This is a genomic window from Lachnospiraceae bacterium (genome assembly GCA_025758065.1).
GTDB lineage: Bacteria > Bacillota > Clostridia > Lachnospirales > Lachnospiraceae > Enterocloster.
Genome location: CP107199.1, coordinates 2,370,035 through 2,388,118, shown reverse-complemented (window position 1 = coordinate 2,388,118; position 18,084 = coordinate 2,370,035). Strand labels below are relative to the sequence as shown.

General features: G+C 41.7%; 7 protein-coding genes. 1 reads left to right on the top strand and 6 read right to left on the bottom strand.

Going from position 1 to position 18,084, the window contains the following annotated elements:
• Window positions 1-40: 40 nt before the first annotated feature.
• The 4 genes from OGM16_10950 to OGM16_10935 form a co-directional block, all read right to left on the bottom strand.
• Window positions 41-1,312: an RtcB family protein gene (locus OGM16_10950; protein ID UYJ45346.1), complete on the bottom strand. Its 1,272-nt coding sequence runs from the start codon at window positions 1,310-1,312 to the stop codon at window positions 41-43.
• A 169-nt stretch (window positions 1,313-1,481) separates the two neighbouring features.
• Window positions 1,482-2,390, bottom strand: coding sequence for a WYL domain-containing protein (locus tag OGM16_10945; protein UYJ45345.1), 909 nt, complete (start codon window positions 2,388-2,390; stop codon window positions 1,482-1,484).
• 2 nt (window positions 2,391-2,392) lie between these two features.
• Window positions 2,393-3,628 (bottom strand): WYL domain-containing protein, encoded by a 1,236-nt coding sequence (locus OGM16_10940; protein ID UYJ45344.1) that lies wholly within the window; start codon window positions 3,626-3,628, stop codon window positions 2,393-2,395.
• A gap of 89 nt (window positions 3,629-3,717) precedes the next feature.
• The gene (locus OGM16_10935) at window positions 3,718-4,410 is read right to left on the bottom strand and encodes a Crp/Fnr family transcriptional regulator (GenBank protein ID UYJ45343.1); all 693 of its coding nucleotides are present in this window, start codon (window positions 4,408-4,410) and stop codon (window positions 3,718-3,720) included.
• Window positions 4,411-4,508: 98 nt separating this feature from the next.
• On the opposite strand from OGM16_10935, the gene OGM16_10930 reads away from it, so the two are divergent.
• The gene (locus OGM16_10930; protein UYJ45342.1) at window positions 4,509-5,228 is read left to right on the top strand and encodes a 4Fe-4S binding protein; all 720 of its coding nucleotides are present in this window, start codon (window positions 4,509-4,511) and stop codon (window positions 5,226-5,228) included.
• A gap of 171 nt (window positions 5,229-5,399) precedes the next feature.
• Here OGM16_10930 and OGM16_10925 read toward each other — a convergent pair whose 3' ends face one another.
• Window positions 5,400-6,428: an aldo/keto reductase gene (locus tag OGM16_10925; protein UYJ45341.1), complete on the bottom strand. Its 1,029-nt coding sequence runs from the start codon at window positions 6,426-6,428 to the stop codon at window positions 5,400-5,402.
• Window positions 6,429-6,788: 360 nt separating this feature from the next.
• Window positions 6,789-17,660 (bottom strand): SpaA isopeptide-forming pilin-related protein, encoded by a 10,872-nt coding sequence (locus OGM16_10920; GenBank protein UYJ45340.1) that lies wholly within the window; start codon window positions 17,658-17,660, stop codon window positions 6,789-6,791.
• Window positions 17,661-18,084: the final 424 nt, after the last annotated feature.

Here is an 18,084-nt window from a genome sequence, read left to right as displayed (position 1 = left end):
AAAAAATGAACCATCAAATCACGAAACTTACCAGCAAATTCTACGAAGTTGATCCTGTATCTTTTCTCTCATTTGTGCCACCCTTCTTTTTCCAAGGCACCTCCCCATCTGAAGCTTTGAAATTATATACCGGTTTCATGATATCGATGATATCTACAGAATCCCTTATCTCATCAATGATATCTGCAAGCGATTTATATGCCATGGGTGCCTCATCTAATGTATCTGCATTCACTGACGTAGAATAAATACCTTGCATGGATGCTTTGTATTTCTCCAGATCAATGGACTGTTTCGCTTTTGTTCTGGACATGATCCTTCCGGCTCCATGTGGTGCTGAATTATTCCATTCCACATTTCCTTTTCCAACAGCAAGAATGGAACCATCTCTCATATTAATCGGTATTAATACTTTTTCACCGGCATGTGCGGCAATTGCACCCTTTCTAAGAATCATTTCATCGACATCAATATAATTATGAATGGTATGAAAAGCTTCTGCTTGCGTCATTTTGGTTCTTTCAATAATAATTTCCGCCATGCGCTCCCTGCTCCTTCTTGCAAAACGCTGGCAGATTTCAATATCATGCAGGTAATCATCCATAAATGGTCCATAAAGCCAGCAGATATCTTCTGGCACATCCAGATCCTGCGTCTCATAATCCTGTTTTAACTGCTTCAATGCCTCCTGGATTTCTGCTCTTCTTCCCTGCTCTTTGTATGTACGGATAATCTCATCTCGCTTTATGAAATACTCTTCTTTTCCCGCATGCAGATCAATTGCCATCTGTTGATAAAACTCAGCCACCTGTTTTCCCAAATTCCGGCTTCCTGAATGAATGACTAAATAATATACACCATCCTTTGCCTTATCAACCTCTATAAAGTGGTTTCCTCCGCCCAGTGTTCCAAGCGATCTTTCCAATCGCTTTGCATCTCGCAAAGATCTATAACATTTAAGCTGCGTCAAATCAAACCTCTCCATTCTTCCTTCCCATACGTTCATTCCAGAAGGAACATAATGGCATGCTTCATCTATTTTTTCAAAATCGATCACCTGATCCTGCAGCTTTACAGTATACATTCCACAACCAATATCGACTCCTACAATATTCGGACAAATCTTATCTGTAACTGTCATGGTCGTCCCGATCGTGCAGCCTTTTCCTGCATGGACATCAGGCATGATCCGTACCTTGCTTCCCTTTGTCAGATCATGATCACACATTCTCCGGATCTGCCCGATTGCCTCATCTTCTACAACTTTTGCGTAGCAGATTGCTGTTGTGATTTTTCCTTTTATTTCAAACATTTTAAACACATCCTTTCTCAACAAAGCATTTCTGACAGATATTACGACGGCCATCTGCTACCCAGCGGATTTTAAGTCCACCGGCAAGATCCTGTTCCTCATGTGCTTTGCTATGATCTAAGTTTATCTCTTCCGGTTCTTTTTTTCATGGAAAAAAAGTTGCGAACTTTTACAGTCCACAACTTTTTTGATCTGACAATCTGCCCTTTATTAAATTAATGAATGCCCTGGGCTTCACAACGCGAATCATTGGTCCAAACGAAAGAACACGAATTAAAATCTCTGTTTCGTCCTCTTTATCATAATGTAATGTCACCTGATATTTTCGATCATCTATTTTCCCGACTTGTTTTTCAAAGTGTGCGAAGTGCAGCAGAACACGTTCCAAAGCATTCCGGTCATCAACCAGTTCAAATATCACTTTGCGCGGCTGCGGCAGATTTCTTTTTCCAATCTTTCCCTGTTGATTCCCGCACTTTTCACAAGAAGTGATCCTGCCAAGATTAATCGTATTTCCCAATTTGCTTCCTGTACCAATCAAACGAAATTTATCATCTTTCTCGGAATATTCCAAATATTCAGGAATTGTCCTGGTTGTTACTCGTTCCCCATGACGATTTCTAATACTGATCTGAATCGGATACTGATGCCTGATCGCATCCAATATCAAACGGAAGTTCCGAATATATTCTTCATTCTCATACGGATCACCATCTGAATACTTATCAAAGACGTAAATATCTTCTGGAAGAAATAACGGTTCCACATCTGAAAATACAACTGGTCGATCCGTAAACAAACGTATTCTTGGATCTAATGCGATCGCATTGATCCAGCGTTTCTGCAAAATCGTAAGGGGCATAGTTGGCTTTTTTCTAAGAATGGTTGTTCCATCTTCTTTCAATAATTGCCAGCGTGCCATTCCCAAAGACTCTGGAATATTCAATGCACTTTCTTCAAATGCATGATTCTGAATGATTGAACTGATTTCTCCAGTCGTAAGCGGATGCTCCACTGCTTCTGTTAAGATTTTCCCTACGGTTTGAAAATATGTACTGTAAATTTCATGAAACAGCATGATCATTTCTCCCCTTCCATTCCATACATCTCATACATCGTCTGCAAATCTTTTTTAAACTGTATTTCCAAAAATTTATTTGAAATTGAAATATCTGTGATTCGACAGATAAAGGTACGTATCCATGGTATCAGCTCACTTGCATCATAAACATCAGCTAAAAAACGGCATGTATGTTCATCAATATATTCCACCTTTCCGATTCGTTTCTCGCGCTCTAATCGCCTTGGTATATGCTGTTCTCCATCGTCATACCAAACTGTAAATTCAATATGTTCCATGCGATTTCCCGACCGGCTGTCTGTAGCTACTCCCCACATGTGTTGCTGCATTCCATTCAGTTTATCTCTTAGTTCATCAAATCGGTCTGCAATCTCACCATTTTTAACAGCAAAAATATTATCAAGACGATACGCTGTTATCCGTTTAAAATATGGAGCATAGGCCATCATATATTGCCTTCCACTCTGCACACTGATCATTATCCGAAGCGGAACGACATTCGATTCTGTAACACGATTTTTCCTACGATGGAGCATTTCAACTGTTACATTTCTTTTTTCATGAATTGCTTCCAGTATTGTACACAAAACTTCACTGTCCATTGCACCGGTTATGTAATGATGTTTAAATGCAAAATTGTCAGCTATGTCATTTGTTTTATCTTTCAGAAACGATCCAATCACACCACATGGTGCAGTTTCTGAAAAGAAATCCAAAACATCCGTACCTGGCATTTCAAGCTCTTCTGTACGACGGTATAACATCATCTTACCGTTCTTCCTGCTTACCAGCAATCCTTCTTTTACGTATTCGTTAAGTTTTTTTCTGATCGTAGAAATGTCAAATACTCTTGCATGATCAAAAGCACTCAGATATTGGTCCACTTGAGACACAATAGCCACAAGTGACCGTTCCTGGCCATCTGAAAGAATATCCATAATGATAAAATGAAGTGTAATATCCCCGTCCGTAAAGCTCTTTGTCTTCCAGGCCTTATAAAGCGGATTGTGTCTGGTTACTCTGCTATCAATTGATAGAAATACATTCTTACCATCAGCAGTCTGATGGAATTTCATATACTCACCAAGCCAGCTCTCTATGCGACGTTTCTCGTCATCATAAGACCTGGCACTTTTCTTCGTATAATCATCCCGGCTTTTGAAACCATAGACATAAAAATCGCGCATGTAATCACGTATCTTATTAAAGTTTTTAATTAATTCACTATATGCCATGGTTTCACCCCCATCAGCTACATATACCGGTTCATTATAAAAATGCTTAATTATTTTTCTTGATAACTGAACCACTATACTAATATATATCACATTTTTATTCTTAAATCCTCATCATCAGAAACAGTTAATTCAAAATGATTCCGATTTGTTTTTATAAATCCTTCTTTTTGTAACTTTGATATCTCCGTAGACATTGCCGCACGGTCAATGCAAAGATAATCTGCCAACTGCTGCCGGTCAAAGGGAATATCAAAGGATAAGGAGGACTGTCTGGCCGACTCTGCTGACAGATACGATAATAGTTTATCCCTGGTCGTTCGCTTGCCAATGTGTGTGATCTTATCGTTCAGGATCAGTATCTTATTTGCCAAGACACTGACCAGGTTTCGGATCAGCTTCTGATGATGTTCACATGCCGTTGGACAAGTAACCAGAAGCCTCTGGATATTAAAAAAAATAATCTCACAATCCCCATCAGCTACCACACTGATATTCAGAACAGCCCCCGGGCTTGCTGCATATGGTTCTCCAAAAAAATCACCGGTATGACATTTGGACAGAATATTACGATGTCCCCAAAGATCTTCCTGAATAACAAGAACACAGCCTGATATCACAAGCCCCATTACATCGGTAGAATCTCCTGCCCTGAAAATATAAGAATCTCGTTCTTTGGAAATTATTGTTCCGTTTACACAGTGCAATATGGATAATATCTCGTTATCAGAAAGACCTTTAAAAAATGGACTGTTTCTTAGAATAGGTAAATATTTTTTCAAAATCTTCCCTCCTGTTGGAAATCAAACATACAAGTTGTATTTATTATACTATAATTCTAACAGAAACAAAAGTTAAATACTATTAACGGAGGGTAAAAATGATAAGAAAGATTATCCGGATTGATAAAGAAAAATGTAACGGCTGCGGTGCCTGCGCAATTGCCTGCCACGAAGGTGCCATTGATATCATCGCCGGAAAAGCCGAACTAGTAAGAGAACATTTCTGTGACGGATTGGGAGATTGTCTCCCGGAATGTCCTACTGGAGCAATTTCATTTGAGGAAAGAGAAGCACCTGCATATAATGAAGAAGCTGTGAAAGAAGCTCAGAAAACAACAGCTGCCAAAAAACAGGCAATGTCCCTTCATACCGGCTGTCCAGGATCTAAAATCATGCAGATCCAGCGAATGGAAACACCTGAGTCTGTAAAATCATCTTCAGCCGCAAATTCGGTATCAAAGCTTCAGAACTGGCCAGTACAGATTAAACTGGCTCCAGTCAGTGCACCATATTTTAACGATGCAAAGCTTTTAATCGCAGCTGATTGTACTGCTTACGCTTACGCAAGCTTTCATCAGGATTTTATCCGGAATAAGGTCACATTAATTGGCTGTCCAAAATTAGATCAGGTGGATTATAGTGAGAAACTGACTGCAATCATTCAAAATAATAATATCCAAAGTGTAACGATCGTAAGAATGGAAGTTCCATGCTGCGGTGGGCTTGAAATGGCTGCCAAAAAAGCTCTTCAAAACAGCGGAAAGTTTATTCCATGGCAGGTTGTAACGATAAGTATTGATGGAAAAATCATGGAATAAGAAAAGAATCATACTAAAATGAATAAGAAAATGTTTTGCTTTCAGTGAGAACAGACAGTGGGATGTACCGGCTGCACAGGAAATACCGGTGTCTGTGGAAAAAGGCAAAATTGAGAAAAAAAGACTGGATGCCGCTTCTTACAAAGCAGCATCCAATCCTTCACCTTAATTTTATTTCTCCTTTTTACTCTCCTCAAGCACCTTCCAATAGTCTTCGTAATTTGCCTGCAATAGTTCTGGCGTGTTGAGACCGTATGGACATTTGGACATGCAGTGGCCACAGTGAAGGCAGTTTTCAATCTGGTGCATTTTCTGCTGCCAGGATTCAGTCAGCCATGCAGCCGCCGGAGCTCTTCTAAGCATAAGAGACATACGGGCGCACTGGTTAATTTCAATGCCTGCCGGACATGGCATACAGTATCCGCAGCCACGGCAGAACTCGCCGCATAGTTCTTTGCGGTCTTTTTCGATAGTCTCCAGACGTTCTTTTGTCAGCTCTGCCCCTTCTCTGATACACTTAAGGAACTGATCCAGTTCGCTTTCCCGCTGTACACCCCAGATTGGAACAACGCCCTCCTGTGTGTCCATCCATGCAGCTGCTGTAATGCCATCCTGTATAAGACCACCTGCCATACCTTTCATGGCAATAAATCCCATATTCTTTTCACGGCATTTTTGTACAAGCTTCATCTCCTGCTCACCGGCAAGATAACTGAACGGAAACTGCAGTGTTTCATAAAGCCCGGAATCAATGGCCTGGTGTGCTACTGTCAAACGGTGGTTTGTTATGGAAATATGACGGATTTTCCCCTGTTCTTTTGCTTTAAGAGCTGCATCGTAAAGACCGTCTTCTCCACCTGGCTGAGGGCAGAATGACGGATTGTGGAACTGATAAATATCAATATAATCTGTCTTTAAAGTGCGAAGACTTGTTTCCAGGTCTTTCCAGAATTCCTCTGCCGTTTTTGCTCCGGTCTTTGTTGCCAGAACAACGTGGTCACGCATATCTGAAAATGCTGCTCCCACCTTCTGCTCACTGTCTGAGTAAGCCCGGGCCGTATCAAAAAAATTAATGCCTCCATCATAAGCCTTGTGCAGCAGATACACTGCATCCTGTTGACTGATACGCTGAATCGGCAGACATCCAAAGCCCTGTTTCTCAATAATAATCCCTGTTTTGCCAAGTATGATCTTATTCATGGAACTTTTCCTCCTGCTGTTTTTTATGTTCTCCCGGAATCTTTCTGTGCCTGATTTTGTGAAAAATGTACTCTCGGAATCTTTTTGTACTTGATTTTGCGAAAAGATTTGTTGTCAATTGTGCCCAAATTTCTGAGGCGTTGGCGTTGCGTCCGCCTCTGAAATTCGGGTGCAACTGGCGGAAAATCGGCCGCAAAGGCAAGTGCAGGAAAGACTCCGCGAGTACATAAAAACCCATGGGAGGACATTTTTATGCATTTTTTATTGCATAATTAAATATTTTCTCTGTAATATTTTATCAAAAATACTCTTTTCTGACAATATAAACAAATTTTTTACTCTACTACTATAAGCAGGATTTTACTCTATTACTCTGGCTTGAACCACCATCCGCTTTGTTTTCCCGTAACAGGTAGACAATGTAAGCAGCTTCTCTGTGCCGTTCTGATAAGGTGTCACTTCATTTTCCTCTATAACCTTTGATGTGGTCACAGGACAGCTTATCCATTTTCCATGACGATAGATCTCCACATATGGGTGTTCTCTGGTAAAATCTGTATCTTTATACTTTTTTAAATCACTGAACATGGAGCCGTCTTTCATATTGTGACCATAAACAATGGTATTGGCTGAAACAAAAGGGATCCTTGCACTGTCTGCAAAAATAGCTCCGCTCAGGTGTTTTTCTTTGTCAAATCCATGATCCAGATAATATGCTTCCTCTTTTCCCCATACAACCGGGTAATCAATAGATGTTCCCGGAATACGGATCCAGAAACTGTAATCCGGATTTATTTTCTTTAATTTTTCCTCATCAATTTCCGGTTCGGTTCCCCCTTCATCTATTGAAGCGCTCTGCACCTCCTTTCGCATATTCTCATAGGATCTTGCTGCAGTTTTATATTCTTTCAGGATTTTTCCTGTATTTAATACCCCTGAAACTGCGAGTATCGCGAAAAAGATCCCAAATGCCAAGCTATTTTTCCGGATCAGCAGACACACCTTTTTTATGTACCCCCTTTTCCAGCTCCATATCAGAATGATGCTCCCAAAAATAACCGGGATCAACAACCATATCAGATGATCAACCTTTTGAGGTTCTGCTGCATCAAGCTCCCTGAAATATTCCTCCGTTAAATACTCCCCCTTATCATCTGATAAAGCTTTTGCATTCTCTCTGGCAACCAGACCGCCATATACTGCTCTGCACATAGCTGCATTTTTCCCACTTTCAGGCTCTTCATAAAATCCATCCATATATTCTACTGTTTCCAATGGAAAAAGTCTTCTCTCTCTTTTCCCATTTGCAGGATTTTTTACCAGGATCCAGACTGTCTGCGGTACATCTTCTATTCCCTGTATATCCCGGTAAATGATCTCTTCTGATACGTAATAGTGTTCTTCTTCCTGTATCTCCTGTGCAGCTGCACTAAATCCAGCCAAAAGCACCGTTCCCATCAGGATGCCCATAAACCAAAGCAGTCTTTTCCTTTTTTCAGAATCATTTATGCCGTTTAAAAAGCACCATCCGGCTGCCAGAAAGCTTAAACCTGTTGCTGCCAGTATTTCCAGTATCCTGCTGTTATCTCCTGTTTTCATCCTGTAGCCAGATGCGGTTTTATATGCCCCATCAAATCCTGAAGTTCTCATTTTTCTTTCATAAAATGCCTGGATCCGTCCTTTTTTCTTATCCTGTATCTTTTCGTTTTTGATCTCAAATATTCCTCTTACAAGGTTTCTGTTTTCAATGGTAAAATGATACACTTCCGGACTGGTCTCATAACCTTCTGGCGCTTGGATCTCCCTGAAAACATAGGTTCCATCTGGCGGGGTTTTGATCTTGAAATAACCATTTTCACCGCTTTCAGCTATTTCCATTACCTGACCTGACTGGTTATAAAATGCAAATACTGCACCAGAAAGTGGATTTTTCTCTTCATCTGTCTTTTTAAAGGAAATATAAGATTTCTTTGGAACAGTATGATTTCCGCCTCCGCCTGAAGAACGGATCCTGCTGTTATAGAAAATAAATTCCTGTGGCTCCTGTACATCATCCAGGATCCGGATCTCCATTTCTTCTTTCTTCTCAAATCCTGCCGGTGCTTCCAGTTCTCTGATAATATAGTTTCCTGGTTCCAGTCCATAAAAAGTCTTTCCCTTCTGCTCCTCTGATATCCACCGGCAGATCACTTCCATGGTATCTTTTCGCACCAGTTCCAGCTTTGCTCCTGAAAGCAGTGTTTTTAATGTATCATCCCGTTTTTCCACCTGTACAATGGTTCCATAATTGCGAAGGATCACTTCTGGTATTTCTGTCATTCCATCTGTAATGGTAAAATAGACTGGTTCATCCCACTTTGTATATCCTTTTGGTGCGCTGATCTCCGCCAGACGATATTTTCCAGATTGCAGGCCTTTAAGCAAATGAGACTGTTTGCCTGTAGTCCACGTTTCCACTGCTATCCAGACTTTTTCTGCTTTTAACTCTCCCTTTGCATTTTCTTTTATAACCTCATCTTCCCGTTCCAGCTGCAAAACAGCACCTTCCAGATATTCCTGGGTATCCCCAAGAAGTTTTTTTATCTGCACCCGGTTGCTGTCATTGACCGGATCATAAGTAAGTTTTATAAGAGGTGTCTTTTCATCCTTATACTCAAACTGGAATTCCATTATTTTTTCAGAAAGCATATATCCTGATGCTGCTTTTGTCTCTCTTACCAGATAATCATAAGGGCAGAAATTTCCATTTTTATCCATATATCCTATTGGCTGGGCTAAAAATCCTGCTTTTCCATGCTGGTCTGTTTCCTGTTTTCCACAGGATATGCCCAATGTCTTATTAAACAGCTCAAACTCTGCTCCCTGTAATAACATTTCCTGATCTTCAGAGTCATGTTTGATCACTTCCAGTCTGCCCTGTGGTATTTCATCCTGCATTTCCAGTTTCTGGATTTCTTTCGTATCTTTTATGGTAAATGGAATATCCACAGACTGTAAAAATCCATAAGGTGTAGTTTCTTCCTTTAAAATATAAGAACCTGCAGGAATATATTCGATCTGATGAGGCTTAAGGTCTCCAGGTTCCAATCCATGGGGTATCTCCCCCTTTTCCATTTCTTCCTGTGTATAAGCTCCATCCATACCAGAGATCCACACTGCCTTTTCGTCCCGGTAACAGCCATTTTCCTCTGGAATATGCAGCACCAGGGGTGTTTTGCTGACTTCCCCGTTTTCATCCACCGGATAGATCCCCATACTGGCTCCTGCTACCTCTTTTCCTCCTGTAATGATATTTTTACTTATCTTAAGGCGCAATGGCTCGTCTTTCATCACTACCTGATGGATCAATTCTAAATGACCGGTATCTGTAATTTCAAATAAAACAGGTTCTGCTGTAGCATAGCCGGAAGGTGTAACACTTTCCTTTAATATATAAGTTCCCACCGGCAGATATTCAAAACGGACCGCTCCATTTTCTGTAAAACAGTAACGTCCCTTTCTGGTTCCCGTAACCTTCTTCCACTGATAGTCATATTTTGTAATAGGATTTAAACCGGCAGCATCTGTTTCCTCTCTTCCGGTAGCCCAGATTTCCTGCCATTCCATAAAACCGGCCCGGTCAAACGTAAGGAGTTTATTTTCTTCTTTCATTAAAGACTCCAAAGTTTTATCTTTTTCCTTTTCCGGCACCTGATATAAAGTAAGCTTTGCCAGGCTGTCTTCATAAAGAAGTTCTCCTGTTTTTCCATCCTCTTTGCGGATCTCAACAGAAGTAAAATCATCTTCCATTGTAAAAGACTGGACATTCTCCGTTTCCAGGATCTGAATATTCTCCCTCTTTTTCTGTACATAGCCCTGTTCATAAGGACATTCTGTCTCCTCTAACACATATTCCCCTACAGGAATATGGTCGATCCAATGTGGTTCATCTGTTTCGGTCCATTCCCCATTTTCATCTGTTTTCAGATTGCCTGCATCATCATAAGAATAACCGCTGATCCATGAAGCATACACCTGTCCCGGCAGATAGGTACCATCTTCATCCCTAAGCAGCTCCCCTTTTTCATCTCTCTTTGCCTCATACAAAGTCATTACAGCACCCCTTATCTCCTTTTGGGTACGGACATCGATCTTAGCAAAGGCAGCTCTTGTAAAGGCATTAGAATGAAAATATTCCTGGGGTTCTATGGTATCTTTAAAAAAGATCCCCTGATAAGGTGCCTGCACATATCCCTGCTTAAAAGGAACCTGTTCTTCCTGAAGGATATATGCGCCAAATGCAAGTCTGTCTATCTCATGAAGGCCTCCACTTTCTTCTTTTTCTCCTTTAGAATTAGTGCTTCCATCACTGGTCCATTTTTCTTCTTTCATAGTCAGATGGCCAGATTTATCATATACAGGAAGTCCGTTTTCATCATCTGCAGAACTTTTTTCTGTATAAATAGATTCCCCGGCTTCGTTTTTATGGACCTGTACAGAATATACCAGCTGTTTTTCCCCGTCCACACCTGCCACATAAGCTATGAGCCGGCCATAGTCGTCATATACAAAAGCCATTCCTGTCTCTCTGTCTGCATAACAGATAAAATTCCCACGTTCATCCAGTACCTTGTATGCAGTTTCATCATCCCCAGGCTCCAGACGTTTTTCTTCCCGCAACCGGTCCAGATCATAAAAATACAGATTTTCCGGCTCTTTTTTTACTTTTTTATCTTCCAACACTGAAAGGGCTGCAGGACCATTGTCTTTTCCTGTTTTCAGGATCTTACGCCTGCTTCCTGTTTCCATTGCAGTGATCTTTATGGTTTTTCCTTTCTCTTTCTCTGCTTTTACACCGATATAACCGCCATTTTCTTCTTTTTCCACAACAAGGCCCCGGTATAGTGCTAAATCAGCCCCGGAAACAGTCACTTTAAAACGGATTCCTTTTCCTGTGAATCTGCCCTGAAGATCATATAACAATTTAACGCCTTCCATAGCTTTCAGTTCTTTTTCTGTTCCTTCAATAATCTCTTCTGAATACTGATCCATTTTTTTCGTAACATTTCCTGTCCAGGTCCCTTTTTCTGTATCAAAATGGATATCCCGCACATCCCCTCTTTCTTCCAGCTTTTCCTTTCTTCCGGACACCTGATAGATCAGCTTATCACCAGCATCATTTACCAGTATTTTTTCTTCCAGACCTCCGCTTTCTTCTTTTAATCCCTGGAAATCTGTTTCTAACAGCCCATTTTCATTTCCAACACAGGAATCCCCGTCCTCTACTTTGCGGATTTTCATTTTTGAAGGATGATTTTTTACAGGGATCTGGCTGACTGTTTCATAAGAGGTCTTATTTCCCTCTCCGGTGACCGGGATAGCATACTCATATTTTGCTGCTGTTTTCCGCTCATAGCCATCCATGGTCCCGTCCCTGTGTATATTTTCCTGATAATAAGATACTTTGTCTCCATAGATCTCAAAGGCCACAGGCCGGCTTTTTACATAACCGTCCGGTGCCTGCACCTCTACTAAGACATATACTCCTGCTCCTAAAGGCCTTGGCGTTTCAATATACCCCACCGGGATCTTTTCCAGTTTCCCATCCACCATCACTTCCCGCAGTGTGGTAAAAGAACGGAATATGCCTCTTTCTGTGCCTGTTTCATCCACCTGGCTGATCCGCTGGCTTTCATCGTACAGCGGGATCCCATCTTCATCTAACTGTACAGGCAGATCAGCTTCTGATTCATTGTCCATTCCTACTCTTGGATAAAGGATCTCTTTTCCATCTGTATCCAACACCTTATTTCCTTCATGATCCACAGCAGGTCCAAATAACGCCTGACCTGTTCCGGTCACACTTCCTATACCTGCTTTTTTCACATCTCTTTTTGCTGCATAGATCCGAAACAATGCTCCATCATGGATGATGTTTTCCCCTGTCTCACTGTCCACTTTTTCAATACGAAGCCTGGAATGGAAATAGGTATTTTCAAAATCTTCCTGCTTAAAAGCTGCATAATTAAAATCCGCTCCCTCACCACCTGGCTTTAAAGTTTCCACATTTCCCGTATCCGGATTGATCCGGTCTGCTTGTGGTGCAAGGATGCTCCATGGCACTAACATAGGTGCAAATTTCCCTTCTATTGCCCTGTTTTCTCCCTTCATGGCCGGTACCTGATGCCGGATCTGTATCTGTCCATTTTCCGTTTCATTTCCATCATAAATAATACTGTCCATGATTTCTTTATCTTCACTTTGTGAAACTGTTCCCAAAGTATTTCCCGGATCTATACCCTTATCCAGTCCATAGGGATAAATTTTAAACGAGCCGTCTATATTGTCAGTGTGTATCTTGCGGTCCTCTTCATTAAAACGGATCTTGTATTTACGGATCAGCTCATCTGGACTGTCACTGCTGTTATAACGGAAATATGCACTGCCTGTCTCGTCTAAAACGATCTCTTCCTTTGTATTTTCATCTTTTATGATCTGCGGCACAAAAGGCAGAAAGATCTCCCTTGGTTCTTCTGTTTTATAATGACGGTTAGCCAGTTCTTTAGGCAGATCCGATGGTATCTCTTCTGCTATTACATATTCCCCATAAGGCAGAGGAATGGAATATTCATAATAACATTCTTTTCCATCTCTTCGGTTGCACTGCAAAGTCTTTCTGTTTCCATCTGTACCACCGTCTCCATCCCGCTCCCATTCTATGGACAAACTTTCTTTTAAGCCTGCAAACCCATCCAGGTAAACTGCTGCTTCCTCTTTTGCCTGTTTTAATGCCCGGTCATAGGCCCGGTCACTGTCCATATAGGGCCAGTTTTTCAATACCTCTTCTTTATAAGATTTTATGTCATAATGATCCAGGGCAAACTGCCGGAGGACCTCATCTGGATAAAAACCACCTTTTTTCTGCTCTGCACCATCCATTGCATCAAAAAACTTCCTGTAATTTAAACTGCCATCCGGCTTTTCTTCCAGCAGTCTCCTGGCTTGCCCATCATCACCTGAATAAACATTTAACAGATCCCGTTTTAAATAGATCCGGAATGAAAACTGGTTTAATATCTTTCTTCCTTCTGTTTGTCCATTTTTTCCAAATAATCCTAGAAAGCTGGTGAGAGGATCATTATGAACAGAACCATATGTATTAACATTTTCATAGGACGACTGGGAAATATACTTTGTAATGCGTACCGGCTGACGGATCACACGTTCCAGCATAAGTACCGGTTCTTTCTTTGTTCCTCCATCCTGGATCGTCTGATTCTGCCCCGGATAAGCCAGATGGATATACTGTACAAAACTGCCCGGGTCTGTGTCCTTCCACTGTGTTTTCACATCCACGGCAGCTCCCGCAGATGTAAGATACTGATTATAGGGAACTTCCATCCCGGATACCATAATGGTCTTTTCTCTTGTTTCTGCACGGAAATTTTCTTCTACTGCCTCTGTTTTTCCTGACCAGTCTGTTTTATTTTCCACCTGGATCCTGTGTTCTTTTTTCACCGGATCCCATACAGCTGACAACAGTTCTTTTTCTGTTGTAACATAGCTTATTTCCCGCTCTTCAAAAACAGGGACCTGTACCATTTCTGCAACAGGATTTCCATCAGGATCCAATAATATCTCGTCTTTTTCATATCGTTCATATACAGGTTCCCAGATCACAGAGATCTTATCTTCCAGACTTATAAGTTCATCCTGTAAGGCCATTGTCTCCATGTCATCCGTTTCCACATATTCCCGTTTTTCTTTTACAAAAGCAGTATGGCTTCCCAAACGGAATTTATCCTTAGAAATACTGACCCAGTAATGCCCGTTCTGTCTTTCTTTTTTTATGTAAAGCTGACCTTCTGCAGGGTCATAAATCCCCGTTCCTGCTGCAATCTGGTCTGAATGATCATAAAGCAGTTTTGCATACCAGCTTCCATCTGCTTCTATGATCTCTTCTATATCTGCCATGTCATAAAAACCATGTTCTGTATACCAGTCAAGGATCTGCCCTGCGGCTTCCCCGTTTATGGGATCTATCTGGATGTAAGCCCATGGTGCTCCATCTTCTGTTATCTGCCTGTACCCTAACTGCCCAAGCATTCCCATAACCTGTTCTGTCAGATAATCTGGAACCAGCGCTGCATCCCACAATGACAGGTCATCTGGTTCTGCCTCTCCTTTTATGTAAGGAGCTGTGCGAAAATGATAAGACACAGTTTCAGAAGCAGGAGTTTTCTCTTCTTCTGCAGGATCTGCCTTTAAGATCAGATTGCCTTCTTTGTCTTTTTTCAGTTCTCCTCCTACAGCCCTTTTGTACACAGGATTCCCCCATACATCAGTTTTGGGTATTTTTTCCATTTTTGTGATCTGCTTTAAAGTTTCTGTTTTTTCTGCAGGCTTCAGTTTATAAAAAGCTGTATGCTCCGGATAACCGGAAACTGTGATCTCATATCCGTTTTCCGTTCCATAGGATTCTATAGTAAAATCATTCCAGGAACCATCTGCCTCCATACTGTTATGATCTGAAAGCCCCTGTAAAATACGCACCTGTCCTGCTTTTCGGACTACATTTTCCTGATCTGCCATCCGGTTAGATTCCGTCAGGTTCTTTCCTGTAACTGACAGCTCATAACCTTCTGACCGGCTTAATTCCCGGATATAATAACTTCCCATAAGCAAAGGTCTTCCGATCCAGGAATTCCCGTTTTCAGTTTCTCTGTCCGGATAGACATAACTTCCAAAGCCACATTCAGAAGAGGTAATGGAGCTTCCGTTATATAGGTTCTCTGTTCTTAAAGAATCTTCTGGTGCTTTAATGGTCCCATCTGTATTTAACACAGTATGGGGAGCTTCTGTATATGCCAGAAATGCTGCATTTCCCTCTTTGTCCGTTGCTGCCACAGCTGTAAGATCATCTTTTCTGTAGATCACCCCGGATTTTCCATCTGGATGCACAATCTCTTCTGCTGCAAAAAGCCCATATACTGCCCCCTCTAAAGTTCCATCCCCCTGAGCCTTTCCATAGCTGGTTTCCGGATCTGTTTCATAAAGCTGCATATCCCGCTTATTAATGTAGATCCTTCCTTCTGTCCGGTGATCCCATATACGGAACTGGTAGAGAAAAGTATCCGGATCTCCAAAACCGGAAATATCCATGCTGCCCAGATCATCATCCTGAAAATCCGGAAGAAAGGCTGTTATCATTTCATTTTCATTATCTTCTGATCCGGCTTTTAGTGGCTTCTGGAAAGAAAACGGCTGTAACTGCGTTTCTTCCCTTACATAAATGTACTGTTTTGTCTCTTCTTCATCTTCATTTTCTTCATCCTCGTCCCCCTCCTTTTCTTCATCAATGTCTTCTGCAAACTTCAGCCAGGTGATCTGGCGCCGCTCTTCCAGATCTGTTTCATTTACCAGCCCATATGGATAACTGAAGCCTGTTTTCTTTTCGGTTATTTCCGGCATTGTTCCATAATCCAGATTTCCCTGCATTTCAAACTGCTCTTCAAGATCTTCATACTCCAGAATTTCGTCCTGTTCCATGGCTTCATGCTCCGAAATTTCGTCCTCACCCATGGCTTTATACCCAAAAATTCCGTTCTCACCCATGGCTTCTCCCTGAGCCTGGGCAGAAGAAACCACAATCCGTTCAATCTCAAAGTCTTCCCTGTGTGTGCCATGGACCATATAGCCGTTTCTGGCCTTTTTTTCTGTTAATGTATATCCGTATTCCAGTTCAATAAAATTTTTATAGGTCTCATCCCTGTCTTCTAACATTGCTTCCATTGCCATAGTACTTTGCCCATGGTCGTCTTCATCCTCATTAGGAACATGAAAATCTGTGACAGCTTCGCACAATTCCTGTTCTTCCAGCCACTGTTCTCTTAAACGCTCATTTTCTTCTTCACAATTGCAATCTTCTGCTTCACCATCTCCTTCTCCTCCGCCACCCCCTTCATCATGGTCACATTCGATCCACTCTGGTGCCGGATGACCCATACAATAGGTTTTACTGTAATTATAATTCCGGATATCACGGTGGAAAGCTTTTCCATCTTCATCTGTGGTGATCACATCACACAGCCATTTTCCTTCCGGTTCCGGTGACATGCAATTAACATAAACTTCTCCTGTAGTACCATCCGGATTTCCTTCTTCATAGCCATTTTCATTGATCTGGGAATGATCGAAGCTTTCCCATACATTAAAATCAGCTCCTGCAAGGGGCTGTCCTGTTTCTGCACAGTATTTTTCCAGTCCTACCTTGTAATCAGCTTCAAATACCTCTCTGTGGCGGAACCGCTCTAATGCATCTCTTTCTCCCCCTGAAACAGCACCTTTTCCTGCTTCAAACCACACTTCTGCCTCCGGTCTGCTCATATCCAGCCAGCCCATCTGCATCTGGAATATTTCTGCTGGCTGGAAAATATAGGCATAATACCGTTCTTCCAGTCCCTCTATATTTCCTGCACTGATCCGTCCTGAAGGTTCTTCTCCTGTATAAAGGAATGTGATCTCATTTTCTCCCGGTCCCTGGGTAAAGCTCCAGTTTTTATCAGGAAACTGCCAGTTTGCATCCTTTAGTTTCTCACAGGAGCTAAGGTCAATCGTCAGCTCATAATGACCATCCTTTAACACCATATTCTGTTTTCTTCCATTCCAGTCCGGAAGACTGTTTCCACCACCGGACTCATACTCATTCAGACCATTTTCCACTGCATTCTGCATCTCATGGAACAGAGAGAGAACTCTTCCGTCTCCTATGGCCCATTCCAGTTTCTTCATAGTGTCTTCCAGGACATCCCATTCCCGTTCATAACCGGCAAGACAACCCCAGAAATAAGTCTGCACCACAGCATACCGGGTCTTATCATAATAATTTCCCGAAACCATCCATTCATAAGCCATCATCATAGGCAGATACCGGTCAAAACTTCCAATGACCGGTATGGACGTCTCCGGTGATGCGCTGTAGCGCTGCCAGGCTGCCTGGGTATGATTTGGCAGTTTCTTGCCCGGCTGCAAACAGAATGCAGGTACATGACCTTCCACCGGATTCACATAATAACAGGTGATCGACCTGTGGCTGTGCCCGAAAATGTTGATCTGCCGGTTCTGAAAAGCATCTCCTCTTATGATCATCTGTACCGGCGGTTCATCTGCGGCAGCTGAAAATGGAACTCCTGTAAAAATAAGGATCCCAGCCAGTAAACCTGCCAGTGTCCGTTTCCATATTTTCGTATTCAATTGTTTTCCCCCTTTTTAGATTATGTACTCTCGGAATCTTTTTGTACTTGATTTTGCAAGAAGATTTTTTGTCAATTGTGCCCAAATTTCTGAGGCGTTGGCGTTGCGTCCGCCTCTGAAATTCGGGTGCAACTGGCGGAAAATCGGCCGCAAAGACAAGTGCAGGAAAGACTCCGAGAGGACATATTGATTTTCTCCCGGAATAAGACTCCGAAAATACATTTAATAATGTTTACTTTGCACTCTTGCACTTTTAAAAACAGACATGTTGCCTGACAGTGACATCACCTCACTTTTACATTTTCCATTTTGAAACATAATTTTGTGAAACCTAAGGCCGAACTGGCCATTCATAAAATATAGAAATAAAAAATCAGATAGAGCAGAGAGACCTCTCTGCTGGTTCTTATAGGATAACATGAAA

Bases quoted from the DNA above. Each gene is read 5' to 3' on its own strand.
- OGM16_10945 (UYJ45345.1), bottom strand. From the start codon at position 2,390: ATGCTGTTTCATGAAATTTACAGTACATATTTTCAAACCGTAGGGAAA.
- OGM16_10950 (UYJ45346.1), bottom strand. From the start codon at position 1,312: ATGTTTGAAATAAAAGGAAAAATCACAACAGCAATCTGCTACGCAAAA.
- OGM16_10940 (UYJ45344.1), bottom strand. From the start codon at position 3,628: ATGGCATATAGTGAATTAATTAAAAACTTTAATAAGATACGTGATTAC.
- OGM16_10925 (UYJ45341.1), bottom strand. From the start codon at position 6,428: ATGAATAAGATCATACTTGGCAAAACAGGGATTATTATTGAGAAACAG.
- OGM16_10930 (UYJ45342.1), top strand. From the start codon at position 4,509: ATGATAAGAAAGATTATCCGGATTGATAAAGAAAAATGTAACGGCTGC.